The sequence below is a fragment of the Sinisalibacter aestuarii genome, assembly GCF_027923545.1.
Lineage (GTDB): Bacteria > Pseudomonadota > Alphaproteobacteria > Rhodobacterales > Rhodobacteraceae > Sinisalibacter > Sinisalibacter aestuarii.
On the sequence record NZ_BROH01000001.1, the window covers coordinates 405,140 to 419,774 of the forward strand.

13 protein-coding genes are annotated in these 14,635 nt (G+C 63.2%); 7 read left to right on the forward strand and 6 right to left on the reverse strand.

The features are described from left to right. Positions 1–9: 9 nt before the first annotated feature. The 4 genes from QMG28_RS02075 to QMG28_RS02090 are packed head-to-tail and all read left to right on the forward strand — an operon-like array spanning position 10 to position 3,933. Complete coding sequence (locus QMG28_RS02075; RefSeq protein ID WP_281840506.1) at positions 10–1,434, forward strand: circularly permuted type 2 ATP-grasp protein; 1,425 nt, start codon at positions 10–12, stop codon at positions 1,432–1,434. 4 nt (positions 1,435–1,438) lie between these two features. Continuing rightward, positions 1,439–2,380, forward strand: coding sequence for an alpha-E domain-containing protein (locus tag QMG28_RS02080; protein ID WP_281840507.1), 942 nt, complete (start codon positions 1,439–1,441; stop codon positions 2,378–2,380). A gap of 7 nt (positions 2,381–2,387) precedes the next feature. After that, the gene (locus QMG28_RS02085) at positions 2,388–3,188 is read left to right on the forward strand and encodes a transglutaminase family protein (protein WP_281840508.1); all 801 of its coding nucleotides are present in this window, start codon (positions 2,388–2,390) and stop codon (positions 3,186–3,188) included. 13 nt (positions 3,189–3,201) lie between these two features. Further along, entirely contained in the window at positions 3,202–3,933 is a 732-nt protein-coding gene (locus QMG28_RS02090) for a proteasome-type protease (protein WP_281840509.1), read from the forward strand. On the opposite strand, the gene QMG28_RS02095 is transcribed toward QMG28_RS02090, so the two are convergent. Continuing rightward, positions 3,930–4,949: an AraC family transcriptional regulator gene (locus QMG28_RS02095; RefSeq protein ID WP_281840510.1), complete on the reverse strand. Its 1,020-nt coding sequence runs from the start codon at positions 4,947–4,949 to the stop codon at positions 3,930–3,932. The genes QMG28_RS02090 and QMG28_RS02095 overlap by 4 nt on opposite strands. A 155-nt stretch (positions 4,950–5,104) precedes the next feature. Between QMG28_RS02095 and QMG28_RS02100 the strand changes: the two genes are divergently transcribed. Continuing rightward, the gene (locus tag QMG28_RS02100; RefSeq protein ID WP_281840511.1) at positions 5,105–5,764 is read left to right on the forward strand and encodes a DUF4386 family protein; all 660 of its coding nucleotides are present in this window, start codon (positions 5,105–5,107) and stop codon (positions 5,762–5,764) included. Positions 5,765–5,827: 63 nt separating this feature from the next. Further along, a complete protein-coding gene (locus tag QMG28_RS02105) occupies positions 5,828–6,823 on the forward strand; it encodes an alpha/beta fold hydrolase (protein WP_281840512.1) in 996 nt (331 codons plus the stop codon). Positions 6,824–6,826: 3 nt separating this feature from the next. Here the strand turns inward: QMG28_RS02105 and hppD are convergent, their stop codons facing one another. Beyond that, positions 6,827–7,939, reverse strand: a complete 1,113-nt coding sequence (hppD, locus tag QMG28_RS02110; RefSeq protein WP_281840513.1) for a 4-hydroxyphenylpyruvate dioxygenase — start codon at positions 7,937–7,939, stop codon at positions 6,827–6,829. Positions 7,940–8,066: 127 nt separating this feature from the next. Between hppD and QMG28_RS02115 the strand changes: the two genes are divergently transcribed. Beyond that, a complete protein-coding gene (locus QMG28_RS02115; protein WP_281840514.1) occupies positions 8,067–8,534 on the forward strand; it encodes an Lrp/AsnC family transcriptional regulator in 468 nt (155 codons plus the stop codon). Positions 8,535–8,537: 3 nt separating this feature from the next. Here the strand turns inward: QMG28_RS02115 and QMG28_RS02120 are convergent, their stop codons facing one another. The 4 genes from QMG28_RS02120 to QMG28_RS02135 form a co-directional block, all read right to left on the reverse strand. Further along, positions 8,538–9,647 (reverse strand): hypothetical protein, encoded by a 1,110-nt coding sequence (locus QMG28_RS02120; RefSeq protein WP_281840515.1) that lies wholly within the window; start codon positions 9,645–9,647, stop codon positions 8,538–8,540. Positions 9,648–9,729: 82 nt separating this feature from the next. Beyond that, positions 9,730–12,522, reverse strand: a complete 2,793-nt coding sequence (locus QMG28_RS02125) for a calcium-binding protein (RefSeq protein WP_281840516.1) — start codon at positions 12,520–12,522, stop codon at positions 9,730–9,732. A 137-nt stretch (positions 12,523–12,659) separates the two neighbouring features. Further along, positions 12,660–13,316 (reverse strand): ABC transporter ATP-binding protein, encoded by a 657-nt coding sequence (locus QMG28_RS02130; protein WP_281840517.1) that lies wholly within the window; start codon positions 13,314–13,316, stop codon positions 12,660–12,662. A 10-nt stretch (positions 13,317–13,326) separates the two neighbouring features. Further along, a complete protein-coding gene (locus tag QMG28_RS02135; RefSeq protein ID WP_281840518.1) occupies positions 13,327–14,616 on the reverse strand; it encodes a KpsE/RkpR family capsule polysaccharide export protein in 1,290 nt (429 codons plus the stop codon). Between the last annotated feature and the right edge of the window lie 19 nt (positions 14,617–14,635).

Genomic DNA, 14,635 nt, shown 5'->3' on the forward strand with positions numbered 1-14,635 from the left:
GCTTTCCGTATGAGCGACGGTGATATCTTCGACGAGATGCGGGGCAGGGATGGCGTGTTGCGCGCGCCCTACGCGGCGTTCAACGCCTGGTTCGACGGTGAAGATCCCAGGCGATTGCGTGCCAAACAGCGCGAGGCGGAAGAGCTGTTCCGGCTCACCGGGATCACCTTCAACGTCTATGGCCGCAGCGAAGCGGAAGAGCGGCTGATCCCGTTCGATATCATTCCCCGGATCATCTCCGGTGCGGAATGGCAGAAACTCTCGCGCGGGATCGAGCAGCGGGTGCGCGCGATCAATGCGTTCCTCTACGATATCTACCACCGGCAGGAGATCGTGAAGGCTGGCCGCATCCCGGAAGAGATGATCAGCCGCAACTCCGCCTTCCTGCCGCAGATGATCGGGGTGAATCCGGCTGGCGGCGTCTATACCCACATCGTCGGGATCGACCTCGTGCGCACCGGGCCGGGCGAATTCTACGTGTTGGAAGACAATGCCCGCACGCCGAGCGGGGTGAGCTACATGCTCGAAAACCGCGAGACGATGTTGCAGATGTTCCCGGAGCTGTTCGCGCAGAACCGGGTGCAGCCGGTGCAGAACTATCCCCGCGATCTGCTGCGGTCGCTGGCCGCTTCGGCACCCGAGGCGACAATGAGTCAGCCGACGGTGGCGGTGCTCACGCCCGGTATCTACAACTCTGCCTATTTCGAGCACGCTTTTCTGGCCGATCAGATGGGGGTCGAACTGGTCGAAGGGCATGACCTGCGGGTGGTCGACGGGCGCGTGGCGATGCGCACGACACAGGGCTACACGCCGATTGACGTGCTCTATCGCCGGGTGGATGACGATTTTCTCGATCCGCTCAACTTCAACCCCGACAGCCAGCTTGGCGTGCCGGGGATCATGGACGTGTATCGCGCCGGCGGGATCACCATCGCCAATGCGCCGGGCACCGGCATTGCCGACGATAAGGCGATCTACAGCTACATGCCGGAGATCGTCGAATTCTATACCGGCGAGCGGCCGCTGCTCGAAAACGTTCCGACATGGCGCTGTTCGGAGCCGGAGGCGCTGGCCTATGTGCTCGACAATCTCGACGAGCTGGTGGTGAAAGAGGTGCATGGCTCGGGCGGCTATGGGATGCTGATCGGCCCGACCGCGACGAAAAAAGACCTGGCCCTGTTCCGCCGCAAGCTGAAGGCGCGGCCGGGCAACTACATCGCCCAGCCGACGTTGTCGCTTTCGACCGTGCCGATCTTTACCCGTGCGGGGCTGAGCCCCCGGCATGTGGATCTGCGCCCCTTCGTGCTGGTCAGCCCCGCAGGGATCAAGATCACGCCGGGCGGCCTTACGCGGGTGGCGCTGAAGAAGGGGTCGCTGGTGGTGAACTCGTCGCAGGGCGGCGGCACCAAGGACACCTGGGTGCTGGAGGACTGAGCGGATGTTGGGCAAAACCGCAAACGGCCTCTTCTGGATGTTTCGCTACCTTGAGCGGGCGGAAAACACCGCGCGGCTGATCGAGACGGGGCAGCGTATCGCGCTCACCCGGCTTGGCTCGACGGAGGATGAATGGCGCTCGGTGCTGCAGACGGCGGCGGCCTGCGACGGTTATGACGCGCGGCACGATGCGGTGACGAAGGACGCGGCAATCGACTGGATGCTGCGCAACAAGGATAACCCGGCTTCGGTCATGTCGTCGCTCGCGGCGGCGCGACAGAATGCCCGGATGGTGCGCACGGCCATCACCCATGAAGTGTGGGAGGCGACGAACGGCGCCTATATGAATGTGCGGGATCTTCTCGCGCGCAAAGTGTCGGAGCGCGATCTGCCTTCGGTGCTGGGCACGATCCGCTCGCGCACGGCGCTGGTGCGCGGGGCGACCCACGGCACCATGCTGCGCAACGATATCTACGACTTCGCCCGCATCGGCACCTTCCTTGAACGGGCCGACAACACCGCGCGCATCCTCGACGTGAAATATTATGTGCTCCTGCCCTCGGTCATGGCCGTGGGCAGCGAGGTGGACAACGTGCAATGGGAGACGATCCTGCGTTCGGTTTCGGCGCGCGGCGGGTTTCGTATGGCCTATGGCTCCACCTCCGACCCGCGCGACATTGCCCGGTTCCTGATCCTCGACAAACGGATGCCGCGCAGCCTTGCGTTCTGCGCGCGCAAGATGCGCGACAATATGGGGTATCTCGCCGCCGATTACGGCAAGCGGCCCCGGTCGTTCTCGATGGCCGATCATATCGAACGGCACTATCTGTCTTACGATATCGACTCGGTGTTCGATTACGGCCTGCACCAGTTCATCCAGCGGGTGATTGCCTTGCTGGATGAGCTCGCCCGGCAGATCGAGATCGACTACCGGTTCTACGAGTGAGGTCCGGATGCGCCTGAAGATCAGCCATACGACGCGATACGTATTCGATCACCCGGTAAGCTACGGGCTGCAGCAATTGCGCAAGACGCCCAAATCGACGCATCAGCAGACGGTGCTGCACTGGACGACGCGGGTGGAAGGCGGCCGCAAGGAGCTTTCGTTCGAGGATCATCACCATAATACCGTGGAGCTTCTGAGCTTTGAGAAGGGCGCGACCGAGCTGGTGGTGACAAGCGTGGGCGAGGTCGAGATTGCCGAGACGCACGGTGTGCTGGGCCGTCATCTCGGTTATGCTCCGCTGTGGCTCTATCGCCGCCAGACGCCGCGCACCAGGCCGGGGCCGGGTGTGCGCGCGCTGATCCGCGATATCGGGGGCGAGACCGAAACCGACCGGCTGCACGGGCTGATGATGGCCGTGAAGGATGCGGTGGCCTACGAGGTGGGCGCATCGCATCCCGACTGGAGTGCCGAGGATGCGCTGACCGAGGGGCGCGGCGTCTGCCAGGACCATGCTCATGTGTTCGTTTCGGCGGCACGTGAGATGGGCTTTCCGGCGCGCTATGTCTCGGGCTATCTGATGCTCGATGACCGGGTTGATCAGGACGCGATGCATGCCTGGGCCGAGGTGCATGTGGATTATCTCGGCTGGGTCGGATTTGATCCGTCAAACGGGATTTCGCCCGATATGCGCTACGTTCGTGTTGCAACCGGGCTGGACTATGCCGAAGCTGCGCCGGTAACCGGAACGCGGATCGGTGGCGCGGGGGAGGTGCTGTCGGTCGCCATTGAAGTGGCGCAGCAGCAATAGCGGAGAGGCAGGCATGACCTATTGCGTGGGAATGGTCCTCGACAGGGGGCTCGTGTTCATGTCCGACACCCGCACCAATGCGGGCGTCGATAACATCTCGACCTTCCGCAAGATGACGAGCTGGGAAGTGCCGAGCGACCGGGTGCTGACCCTGATGAGCGCGGGCAACCTCGCCACCACGCAGGCCGTGGTCTCGCTGCTCGATGAGCGCACCAAGGCGCGCGAGCTGCGCGATCCGTCGATCCTCGGGGCGCCGTCGATGTTTCAGGTCGCCCGGATGGTCGCCGATACGCTGCGCGAAGTGATCGAGGAACACGCCGAAGGCGGCCAGCGGGCCGACAGCACGTTTCACGCCACGCTGATCCTTGGCGGCCAGATCGCCGGCAGCCCGCCGCGCATGTTCATGATCTACCCGGAAGGCAATTTCATCGAGGCGGGCAAGGACACGCCCTTTTTCCAGATCGGCGAGACGAAATATGGCCGCCCGATCCTCGTGCGCGCCTACGAGCCGGATATGAGCTTCGAGGATGCGGTGAAGCTCCTGCTGGTGAGCTTCGACTCGACAGTGAAAGCCAATCTGACGGTCGGCCTGCCGTTCGACTACCATCTCTATGAGGTCGACAGTTTCAGGCTCGGTCGACAGGGCCGGATCGCCGCCGATGATCCGTATTACGAGGCGATCAGCCGGGGCTGGGGCGACGCGCTGCGCGATGCCTTGCACAGCCTGCCCAGCTTCAGGCTCTAACCTGCCGCAGCCCGGTATTCCGCCGGTGTCTGTCCCGTCCATCTTTTGAACGCGCGCACGAAGGATGACGCTTCGGAGAAGCCGACGAGATAGGCGGTTTCATTGACCGAGACCTTGCGCGCCGCGAGGTAGTCCGAGGCCATGCGGCAGCGCAGATCGTTCAGGATTCCGGCAAAGGTCACGCCTTCTTCCTTCAGGCGCCGATAAAGCGTTTGCCGGCTCATCCCCAGCGCGCCGGCGATGCTCTCGACCGAGACCTCGCCTTTGTGCAGGACCGGCATCAGCAAGGCTTCGATCCGTGCCCGCAGGGTGCCGGAGGTTTCCAGTTCGGCCAGCAGCGCATCGGCTTTTTCGGCGAAGATGCCGAAGACGTAGTCGGAATGTTCGTCGAATTCCTGCACCAGCCATTCCGGTGCGATGAGCAGGGCATTGCGGGTTGCGCCAAAGGTGACGGGGCAGCGCAGGATACGCTCATAATCGTCGGCATAGCTTGGCGCCGGGTGGGTGACTTCGATGGCTCTGGCAAAGGGGCGATCGGGGAATTCACGGCGAAATTCACTCTCGAACCGGCCAAATGCGGCTTCGGTGAGTTCGGGAAAGCTGTTGGGATCGGGCCGGTTATCGACGATCCAGACGCCCTCGGGGCCGGGCTGGATGCTGAAACGCTCGCCGGTTTCCATCACGTCGACTTCGACCATCAGACGCGAATACCGGTTGAGCTGCTCCATGCTGTCGGCCATCGACTTCGATGTATGCACGATCAGCCCGACGACCGATATGTCCTCAAGCTGTGTGTCGATCGCGTGGTTGAGCACGAAGGCCGGGTCGCCGGTGGCGAGCTTGGCGCGGCGAACGATCTCCTTGTAGATCGCGAGCGGCACGCGGGCGTCCTGATCGGCGAGATCGGCTTCGCAAAGCCCCACCTGCGCCATCAGCGCCGCCCCATCCGCGCCGCGCCGGGCGGCATAATCGACGAATGATCGGGCCAAACCTGCCGAAACACTCGGTGTTTTCATTGATTTCCCTCGCGCGTTTGGCGCAGGCTAGCCGCATTTGTAACCGGCGGACAATGCTCTGTTACGGCCGGTCATATTGAAACAGGCAACCTGTGCTTATTGCTGCCACATCGAAACATTGGCGGCACAGGCCGCACCGGAACAGGATTGACACAATGATTTCTCTGACCAGATGGGGTGCCGCGGCCGCCCTTCTCGATGCCGCGACGTATATTTTCGGCTTTGCCTTGCTCACCACGGTCCTGGCCTCGTCAGGCTATGGCTCCGATGGGGCCGATCCCGCGCAGATCGTGGCCTTTCTCGTGGAGAATACCGGGCTGATGACGGTGTGGAACCTCGCCATCTATGTGGTCAACGGGTTGGCGCTGGCGCTCCTCGCGGTGGCGCTCTGGCACAAGTTCCGCCCGGCGGCGCCGGGGCTGGCGCAGGTGGTGCTGACCTTTGGCGCGCTCTGGGCAACGCTGGTGGTTGGCGCCGGGATGGTGGCCAATGTCGGGCTGGCCGAGGTCGCCTCGCGCTATGCCACCGACCCGGAGGAAGCCGTGCGGATGTGGGAGATCATCCTCATGGTGGAGAACGGGCTTGGCGGCGGCAATGAGATTGCCGGCGGCGTCTGGGCCATCCTCGTCGGCGCCGCGGTTTTGACGACTGGCATGATGTCGCGCTGGTTGGGCTGGCTCAGCCTTGTGATCGGCGTCTCGGGCCTGCTGACCGTGCTGCCGGGTCTGGGCGATACGGCGGGTGCGATCTTCGGGCTTGGTTATATCGTCTGGTTCGTCTGGGTTGGCATCGCGCTGCTTCGCGACCGGGGCTGAGCTGAAACATCACAGGCCGGGGCTGCCAGGGCGGCCCCGGCATTTGTCCGACAGGAGGCAAGGATGCGTCTGATCAGGTTTATCCTCGTTGGGGTTGCGGTGATTGTGGGTGTTACGGTTCTGGCTGGAATCAGTCTCTATTTCAGCACATCCGGCGTCTACACGGTTCCCGCAACGGTGTCGGACGATCCCGGTCTCGACCGGCTTGAAGTAGATGGCGTCGGGCTTCACGTTCGCATCGTGGGGCCGCAGGACGCGCCGGTGATCGTGGTTCTGCATGGTGGCCCGGGCGGCGACTTTCATTCGCTTGAAGGGTTCGACGCGCTGTCCGGCACCCATCGCGTCGTGTTCTACGATCAACGCGGCGCCGGGCTTTCGCAGCGTGTGCCTTCCGAAGCGCTTACGCTGGACGGCTACCTTGCCGAACTCGATGGACTCATCGAACGGGTCTCGCCTGCCGCGCCCGTCACGCTGATCGGTCACAGTTGGGGGGCGATGCTGGCGAGTGCGTTTCTCGGACATGCGCCGGACCGGGTGAGCCGGGCCGTGCTGATCGAGCTGGGCTTTCTGGATTCCGCTGAGATGGCCGATTGGGCCAAACAAAGCCGCGCGATCATGCTGTCGCCGCGCTTTGCGTGGACGGGATTGGTGGCCGGGTTTGAAGCGATGCATGTGGACGGGCCCGACCCGAGCGCGGGCGATGACCACCTGATGGGTCAGATGGTTCATGCCTTCGCCAACGATCCGGACAATCCCTATCATTGCCCGGGCGAACCCTACGACGCGCCGAGCTGGCGCTTCGGGTCTCTGGCAAGCCGTCTCGCCGGCGCCACGCCGCCGGAAGAGCTTGACCGGCTCGCGCTGGGCGCGGCGTTTGATCGCCCCGTTCTGTTCCTTGCCGGGTCCTGCGATACATGGATTGGCCCGGACCTTCAGGCGAAACATGCGGCGCGTTTCGCCAATGCCCGGCTCGAAATCATCGACGGAGCCGGGCACGAGGTCTTGTGGGATCAGCCTGAGGCAACTCTGGCTGCGATCCGGGCTTTTCTGGCGGAATAGAGCCTATTCTGCCGCTTCCACTTTCAGCACACCGCGGCGGATCTGGTCTTCCTCGATCGACTCGAACAGCGCACGGAAATTGCCATTTCCGAAGCCTTCATCGCCCTTGCGCTGGATGAACTCGAAGAAGATCGGCCCGATCACGGTTTTCGAGAAGATCTGCAACAGCACCTTGGTTTCGCCACCGCCGACCACGCCTTCGCCGTCGATCAGGATGCCGTGCTTCTTCATCGCTTCGATGGGCTCGTCATGGCCGATCACACGGGTCTGGCTCATCTCGTAATAGGTTTCCGGCGGCGGCGGCATGTAGCGCATCCCGGCCTCGGCGATCCGGTCGGTGCCGCCATAAATATCCTCGGTGCCGATGGCGATATGCTGGATGCCCTCGCCCTTGTAGCGGCGCAGATATTCCTCGATCTGGCTCTTGTCGTCGGTCGATTCATTGATCGGGATGCGGATCTTGCCGTCGGGCGAGGTGAGCGCACGGCTGACGAGGCCGGTCATCTTGCCCTGAATGTCGAAGAAGTTGGTCTCGCGGAAATTGAAGGTCTCGGCATAGAACTTGTACCAGGTGTCCATATTGCCGCGGATCACGTTGTGGGTGAGGTGGTCGAGGTAGTAGAAGCCGAAGCCCTCGGGGCGCGGATCGGCCTCGCCGAGCCAGTCGAACTCGGCTTTATAGGGGCTGCCGGCCTCGCCATAGGTGTCGACGAAATAGAGCAGCGAGCCGCCGATGCCGATCACGGCGGGCACATCGAGCGACTTGCCGGGGCCGGTATATTCCGTCGCACCCAGATCGAGCGCGCGTTTCAGCGCCACCTGCGCGTCGACCACGCGCCAGGCCATTGCCGGGGCGCAGGGGCCATGCGCTTCGATGAAGTCGGCGGCATGGCTGCCGGGCTCGGCGTTCAGCAGGTAGTTGATGTCGCCCTGACGGTAGAGGGTGATGTTTTTCGTGCGGTGCTGTGCGACCGGCACGAAGCCCATCTGGCGGAAGGTGAGGTCGAGCTTTTCCGGCTCCGGATGGGCAAATTCGACGAATTCGAAGCCATCGGTGCCGGCGGGGTTTTCTTCGGAAATCTCGGCCTTGGCGGCGTTATGCGGAAACGGGCCCATGTGATCCTCCTGTTCGCTGGGATGTGTCCAAGGATGACCGATTGGCGATGCATGGGGCTTGCATTGTTGCGTCATTCCGTCGCAGGTTTGCATCGGATGACGGCAGATATGCAAAGAGGTGCACGATATGCGCATAGATAGCTTTGACCGTGCGATTCTTGATGCATTGCAGCGCGACGGGGCGATGACCAATGCTGCATTGGCGGAGGTGGTGCACCTCTCTGCGTCGCAATGTTCGCGCCGCCGTTCCGCGCTGGAGGCGGCGGGGCTGATCGAAGGCTATGCCGCGCGGCTCAACGCCGGAAAGCTGGGCTTTGGGTTGCGCGCGGTGGTGCGGGTGAACCTGAAGGATCACGGGCGCGGATCGGATGGCGACTTCGGCGCTTTCGTCCGGGCGTCGCCGGAAGTGGCTTCGGCCTTCTCGGTGTCGGGCGATGCCGATTATATTCTGGATATCCGCGTGCGCGATCTGGAGGCGTTTGCCGAGTTCGTCCATGGGCAGCTCTTGCCCCACCCGCTGGTCAGTCAGGTGAGATCGGACATTGTCCTGAAAACCCTGAAAGACCGTGGCGCCCTCGATCTGGCGGCGGTCTGAGGATCAGAGGCCGGCCTTCAGCGTGGTCACGTAGTCGCGCACATCCGGGTTGGTGAAGCTGGCGATATCCGCCTCGGTCAACGCGGCCAGCACGTGATCCAGCGCCTCGGCTTCACTTACAGGGCGCGGCGTGCCGATGGCATGGATATCGTCGAACAACGGTTTGCCCAGGACGCCCGTAAGCCAGCCGTCGACCGGCGCAAAGCGCGCGGCCAGCTCGGCGCGCCGTTCATCGCCGAAGAACTCGATATCGCCGGGCGCGGGAAGATCGAGCCTATCCGCGATTGCCGCAAGATCATGGCCCAGCGTGCGGGCCGCCGGGCGGGGCACGTTGGCGTTGACCTTTTGCATCAGCGGGAAGAACGCGCGCGGCAGGCTCGGATTCATGGCCGCTACATCAATGGCCGCATCCGGCAGGGTGAGGCCCGATTGCGTGAAAAAATCGGGAATCGACCCACCGGCCGCCATCATATCGGCATGGGCGCGGATCTGCGGCGTGACGTTGGGCAGCCGTTCCAGCCATGGCTCGATCACACCGCGATAGTCGAAATGCGCGCCCTGGAACGGGTCTTGTCCCGAAGGGTCGGACAGGGTGGAGACCGGCATGCCAAACCACAATTGCTGCCCGTACCATGCAACGATCTGATCGTCCGGACGCCGAAGCGTGACGTGCAGGCCGAAATCGGCCCCGCTCAGCACATGTGCGAAGTGGTCGATGAGCTCAGGCGCGTCGAGCCCGAAATGCGACATCACTTCGGAAACGAATATCGCCGCCTCGGGTTCAAGCGAGGCGAGCTGACTGGAAATGGCGTGCAGCATCTGGGGCAGGGCCGGCAATTTCGCGTGATGGGCCGGAACCTTGCGCTCTGGATTTGCGGTGGCCAGCATCCTGAACGCGAGCGCATTGTGCGGCTCGCGGATGTTGGCAGGCAGAAAATCCGGCTCGACCTCGTCTGCGCGCACCAGTTGCGCCGCTGCCCAGGCGGCGCCCTGAAACTCGACCCAGGGGCTCAGAATGCCGTTTTCGAGCAACCGTTTCCAATTGACGGCGAGGAAGGACTGGAGCGAGGTCGTCCCGGTCTTGTGGTGGCCGATATGGATGATCGCTTTCATGCCTGCATGCCCTTGCCGTCGGTTTGCACGGTCTATGCCACGTCATGTCGCCCGTGCAAAGGCATGCCCGCCGGAGAGCGGATCATCCAAAGTCGATCCAGCCGATGTCGAAATCGGGTTTGTCAAAGCCGATGAGGATTACGCCGCCGCCCTTCCAGGTGACATCCAGACCGAGCTTGGTGTCTTTGAACTTGATTTGCTTCGGGGGCACGCCGGAGAGGTGGAATTCGTCCTCACCGGTGACGAAATCGTAGATCCGATCCTTGCCGGTCTTTCGCGCGAAGTAGAACTCGTCGGCACCATCGCCGCCGTAGAGCCGATCGTTCCCCGCTCCGCCGATCAGAATGTCATCGCCGGCCCCGCCTTGGAGCAGGTCGTTATGCACCCCTCCATTCAGATAGTCGTTGCCGTCGTTGCCGAAGAGGCGATCAAAGCCGCTGGCGCCGATAAGCCTGTCATCGCCGTTTCCGCCAACCAGCAGATCGCCGTGTTTTTGCCCGGCGATGTGGTCGTCGCCATCGCCGCCATAGAATCTGTCGCGCCCCTGCGCCCCAAACATGAGATCATTTCCGTCACCGCCCCAGGCCTGATCATTGCCGCGTCGGGCTGCGATACGGTCGTCTCCACCATCGCCGTAGAGCCGGTCGTTTTTTGGCCCGCCATAGAGCGCGTCATTTCCCTCGCCGCCATAGAGCCGGTTGTTTTGTCCGCCGGTGGCGTAGAGGTAATCGTTCCCGTCCTCGCCATAGAGGCTGTCCGTGCCCGGGCCGCCATACAGGCGATCATCGCCGGGGCCTCCGCGGAGCAGGTCGGTCCCGGCTTCGCCATAGAGCAGGTCGTCGCCCTCACCGCCCTCCAGCCGGTCATTTCCGTTGCCGCCCTGCAGCGTGTCGTTTCCGGCATCGCCAAACAACGTGTCGTTGCCTTCGCCACCGGAGAGAAGGTCCGCACCGTCGCCGCCATGCAGCACGTCATCCCCCCAGTCGCCGGACAGCCAATCGTTGCCGGCGCCGCCGTAGAGCATATCGCTCCAGCCTCCGCCTGAGAGAAGGTCATCGCCGTCGCCACCGTGGAGCGTATCGCGCCCGTTATCGCCGTAAAGCCGATCGTTACCGATCCCGCCCCAGAGCGTGTCGTTGCCATTGCGGCCGCGTAATGTGTCATCGCCGGTGCTGCCGTCGAGTTCGTCGTGGCCGTCCGTGCCCTGCATCGTGTCGTTGTCGGTGGTGCCGGTGACCGCACCCGGGTGGGGCTGCGGTTCCGGCTCGGGTTCCGGCTCGGGTTCGGGTTCGGGATCAGGCTCGGGGTCCGGCTCGGGCTCGGGGTCCGGCTCGGGGTCAGGTTCCGGTTCGGCGGGGAAGGTCATCGCCGACAGATCCATCGGTCGGTTCACACCCTGCACCACAGATGCGCGCACCGCACTTGCCGAGAGAGCACCACCCGAGGCGCTGAACAGGCGCAGGATTTCGTCTCGCCAGATCACATCGGCGCCATAGGATCTGGTCAGGATATTCAGGCTGGACGGATCGTGAAACATCGGCCACGAGGCGAGATCGAGCCGGTCATAGGCCGGGTTGAAATCCGTGATCGTGTCGGTCGCGCCATCCGCGCGCAGGACGAAGGTATCGCGCCCGGTGCCGCCCGTAAGCGTATCGCTGCCGCCGCCGTCGATGAGGATGTCGTTGCCCGCGGCGCCGGTGATCGTGTCATCGCCGTCGAGGCCGACGAGGATATCATCGCCATGCGTGCCCGTCAGGGTGCCGCCGCTGGCCGTAGCAACGGCCTGCGTGCCGAATGCCGCGAGATCGACGGCCAGATCGGTCACCCCGCCCTCGGATTGGGAGGCGACGAGAAAGCGCAGGCCGCTGCCAAGCGATGCGCCGCCAATGGCCGAGACGTTGGCGAGCGCGGAGCCGGAGGTGTCGGCGATTGTGTCGATCAGCTGGAGTTGCCCGGTGGGCAGGAGCACGAAAAGCGACACACCGTCATCGCCCCCACCGGCGAGAAGCCAGGTTGCGCCGTTATGTTGCACGACCTCGACACTCTGGACGCCGCCAAAGCGGGTATCGCGCGTGTCGATCACATGGTCGGTTGCGGTGAGGCTGCCATCGGCTTCGATCCGGAACACGCTGAGAGCGCCATTGGCCTCCATCGCGCTGGCGACGACGACATAATCGGTCTGGGCAATCCCGGCGATGGCCAGATCGGTGGGAACCATCATTCCCACCCCCTGCGCCGGGCCACTGATATCGGCGCGGATCAGCTCCGAGCCGGTGTCGCGGTAGCTGGTGATGCCGTATTGGGTGGCGGAAGCGGCGATGATGATATTCGTGCCGGATATATCGGTTTGGGCAAGGATAGAGACGGAATCGATCAGCGCCGTGCCGTCCTCGGTTGCCGTAGCGTAGGCGGTTAAAGCCGCTCCATCCAGGGTGTATGCCGAGAAGCCAGGGCCGGGGCCGGCGATGAGCAGCGTGCCGTTCGTTGCCGCCGTGAGCGCGCCGGGGCTATCCTGCGCGGCGGCGAGGTTGCCAAACTGGACAACGCTACCGATTGTGCCGTCCGCTCCCACACTCATGGCGCCGAGCGATGTCGGCCCGACCCGTCCGAAGACGGCGTGGGCGCCACCATATCCGTCTGGCAGCAGCGTGATCTGATCGGCGATACCGGCCGCCCAGGCCGGATTGAAGAAGGTATGGTCGGAGAAGGTGGCGACGCCGCTGGCCGGCAGATTGAAACTGGTTATTCCGCCCGTCGCGCCCGAGGTGGCGAAGACCGTGACCGTGTTTCCGTTTTGCAGCACCGCCAGATCGGTGATCGCGAAGTCGAGCGCGTCATACCCGGTTTGCACCGTGCCCCGGACTGATACCTGCATTTGCCAACCCCCCAAGATCGCAACGCAGGCAACCTGCGGGGCGTTTGCGCCGGGGGCGGGCGCGCCAATGTGGCGAATCCGGGGAGAAAGCCGCGAATGCGGGAAAGTGTCTTGAGAGTCCGTTAACCGAGGCGGCGCTACATGCGCATATTGCGCTGGTGCTGCTCGATGGCGTCTTCGACATTCTCGAAATATTGCAGATGGCCATGATCCAGGATCATGCCTGCGTCGCAGAATGTCCGAAGCTCTTCCATGTTATGGCTGACCATGAGCGCGCCGGCCGATTTGACGCGCTCACGAAACACGGCCCGGCTCTTCTGGCGAAACACGGCGTCGCCAACGGCGGTGACTTCGTCGATCAGATAGGTATCGAACTTGATGCCCATTGCGGCCCCGAATGTCAGGCGCGAGCGCATCCCGGAGGAATAGCTGCGCAACGGCATACGGAAGTGTGGCCCGAGCTCGGCAAAGTCCCGAACGAAGGCCTCCAGACTCCGGGTGTCGACGCCATAGATTCGTGCAAGGAAGCGCACATTCTGCGCTCCGGTGAGGTCTCTGTGAAAGGCGCCAGCAAGGCCAACCGGCCAGGAAATCGAGCCATCGGACAAGATCTTGCCGGTGTCCGGGCGCAAATTCCCCGAGACGAGCTGAAGCAGCGTCGATTTGCCGGCGCCATTCCGGCCAAGCAAGGCAATGGCCTTGCCGCTGGGGAGCGTCAGGTCGAAATTGCCGATGACCGTCTTGCGCTTGCCATTCACCCAGAACGACTTGCTGATATTCTCAAACTGGATCATGGCGCGCGGCCTACTTTCGGTCTCGCACGGCGTAGTACATCAGCGAAAGGATGCCCCACAGAAGCAGCAGAAACAGCGCGCTGATACCAAAAATCATCACCCGCTGCGGGTATTCGGCCGTCTGGGGCAGGGTTGGGCGGACATATGTTGCCAGGTAGCGGCTTTGACGCGCCGCGTTCGCGCGGGCGAGGTCAAGCGCGACGAGAGCCGCCCGGTAGGTTTCCTCCGCAAATTCGCGATCTACCATCAGGCTTTCATACTCGGCCAGAAGCGTGGGGTAACCGGCGCCGCCTTCATTGGTTTCGTCGGATGCGAATGTGGCGCGCTCTTCGTCGATCCGGCCACGAATAACCTCGATCCGGCGCAGCGCCTGAGTGACGCGCGGATCCTCCACCGAAGAATCCTCGGCCAGCAGATCGTAGTCGATCATTGCCTGTGCGAGTTGTTGTTCGAGCGAATTCAACACGCCCATCCTGCCGCGCAGATCGCTTTCGGGGTCCACGATTTGCGTTTCGGTGCGGAAATGAACCAGCGCCTCGCGCGCCGCTTTCAGGCGGGCAACGGAATCCTCCAGATCCTGCTCGGCATATTTCAGCGTATCGACGCGCGCGGTGGCGTTGAGCTCATTTATCAGGATCTGGCTTTGCGAGATGATTTCCTGCGCAAGACGTTGCGCCATCTCGGGATCGAATGCCACGACGTTGAGGGTGATCAGGCCGGTGTTGTTATCGTAGTTCACGCGGACGATCCGCTGCCAGTAGTCGCGAAGCGTCTCGATGGAATCTCCGGGCTTGAGCGCAAAGACCGGATCGGTCGAATAATGCGCGGCGTAGTGGGTGCGCAGGTCGAGCTGTTTGTCGATCGCGGCAACAAGGTCCTGGCTCTGGATGTACTGGTAGAGCATGTCGGCTTCGCCGCTGCTCGACCCGCCGACAAAGCTCGCCAATCCACCAAGCATGTCCGCGCTCCCCGCGCCCTCTTCCTGGCGCACGGAGAACCCTGCGACGGAGGAGTATTGCGGGGTCGTGCGATAGGCCAGGTAGTAGCCCATCAGCGCCAGCGGCAAGATAACGACAACAAGAAACCCGAGTGAAAGCCCCCAATGGCGTTTGCGCATTGTCGCCTTGCGCGCCATCGGGCGTATCTCGATCACATGCGGGGCGTTGGCCGCAGCCTTCGGGTTACGGCCCGGCTTGCCCTGCGCCGATGCGTCATTCGGCGGATTCGCCGCGTCTTTGTCCGCGGCTTGCGCCGAATCCGGTTTGGTATCGTCGGCCGTATTCTTCGGTTGAGTGGCCAATCGCCCACCTTTCGCAATC

Bases quoted from the DNA above. Each gene is read 5' to 3' on its own strand.
- QMG28_RS02115 (WP_281840514.1), top strand. From the start codon at position 8,067: ATGCGCATAGATAGCTTTGACCGTGCGATTCTTGATGCATTGCAGCGC.
- QMG28_RS02100 (WP_281840511.1), top strand. From the start codon at position 5,105: ATGATTTCTCTGACCAGATGGGGTGCCGCGGCCGCCCTTCTCGATGCC.
- QMG28_RS02130 (WP_281840517.1), bottom strand. From the start codon at position 13,316: ATGATCCAGTTTGAGAATATCAGCAAGTCGTTCTGGGTGAATGGCAAG.
- QMG28_RS02105 (WP_281840512.1), top strand. From the start codon at position 5,828: ATGCGTCTGATCAGGTTTATCCTCGTTGGGGTTGCGGTGATTGTGGGT.
- QMG28_RS02095 (WP_281840510.1), bottom strand. From the start codon at position 4,949: ATGAAAACACCGAGTGTTTCGGCAGGTTTGGCCCGATCATTCGTCGAT.
- hppD (WP_281840513.1), bottom strand. From the start codon at position 7,939: ATGGGCCCGTTTCCGCATAACGCCGCCAAGGCCGAGATTTCCGAAGAA.
- QMG28_RS02075 (WP_281840506.1), top strand. From the start codon at position 10: ATGAGCGACGGTGATATCTTCGACGAGATGCGGGGCAGGGATGGCGTG.
- QMG28_RS02120 (WP_281840515.1), bottom strand. From the start codon at position 9,647: ATGAAAGCGATCATCCATATCGGCCACCACAAGACCGGGACGACCTCG.
- QMG28_RS02090 (WP_281840509.1), top strand. From the start codon at position 3,202: ATGACCTATTGCGTGGGAATGGTCCTCGACAGGGGGCTCGTGTTCATG.
- QMG28_RS02080 (WP_281840507.1), top strand. From the start codon at position 1,439: ATGTTGGGCAAAACCGCAAACGGCCTCTTCTGGATGTTTCGCTACCTT.
- QMG28_RS02085 (WP_281840508.1), top strand. From the start codon at position 2,388: ATGCGCCTGAAGATCAGCCATACGACGCGATACGTATTCGATCACCCG.
- QMG28_RS02125 (WP_281840516.1), bottom strand. From the start codon at position 12,522: ATGCAGGTATCAGTCCGGGGCACGGTGCAAACCGGGTATGACGCGCTC.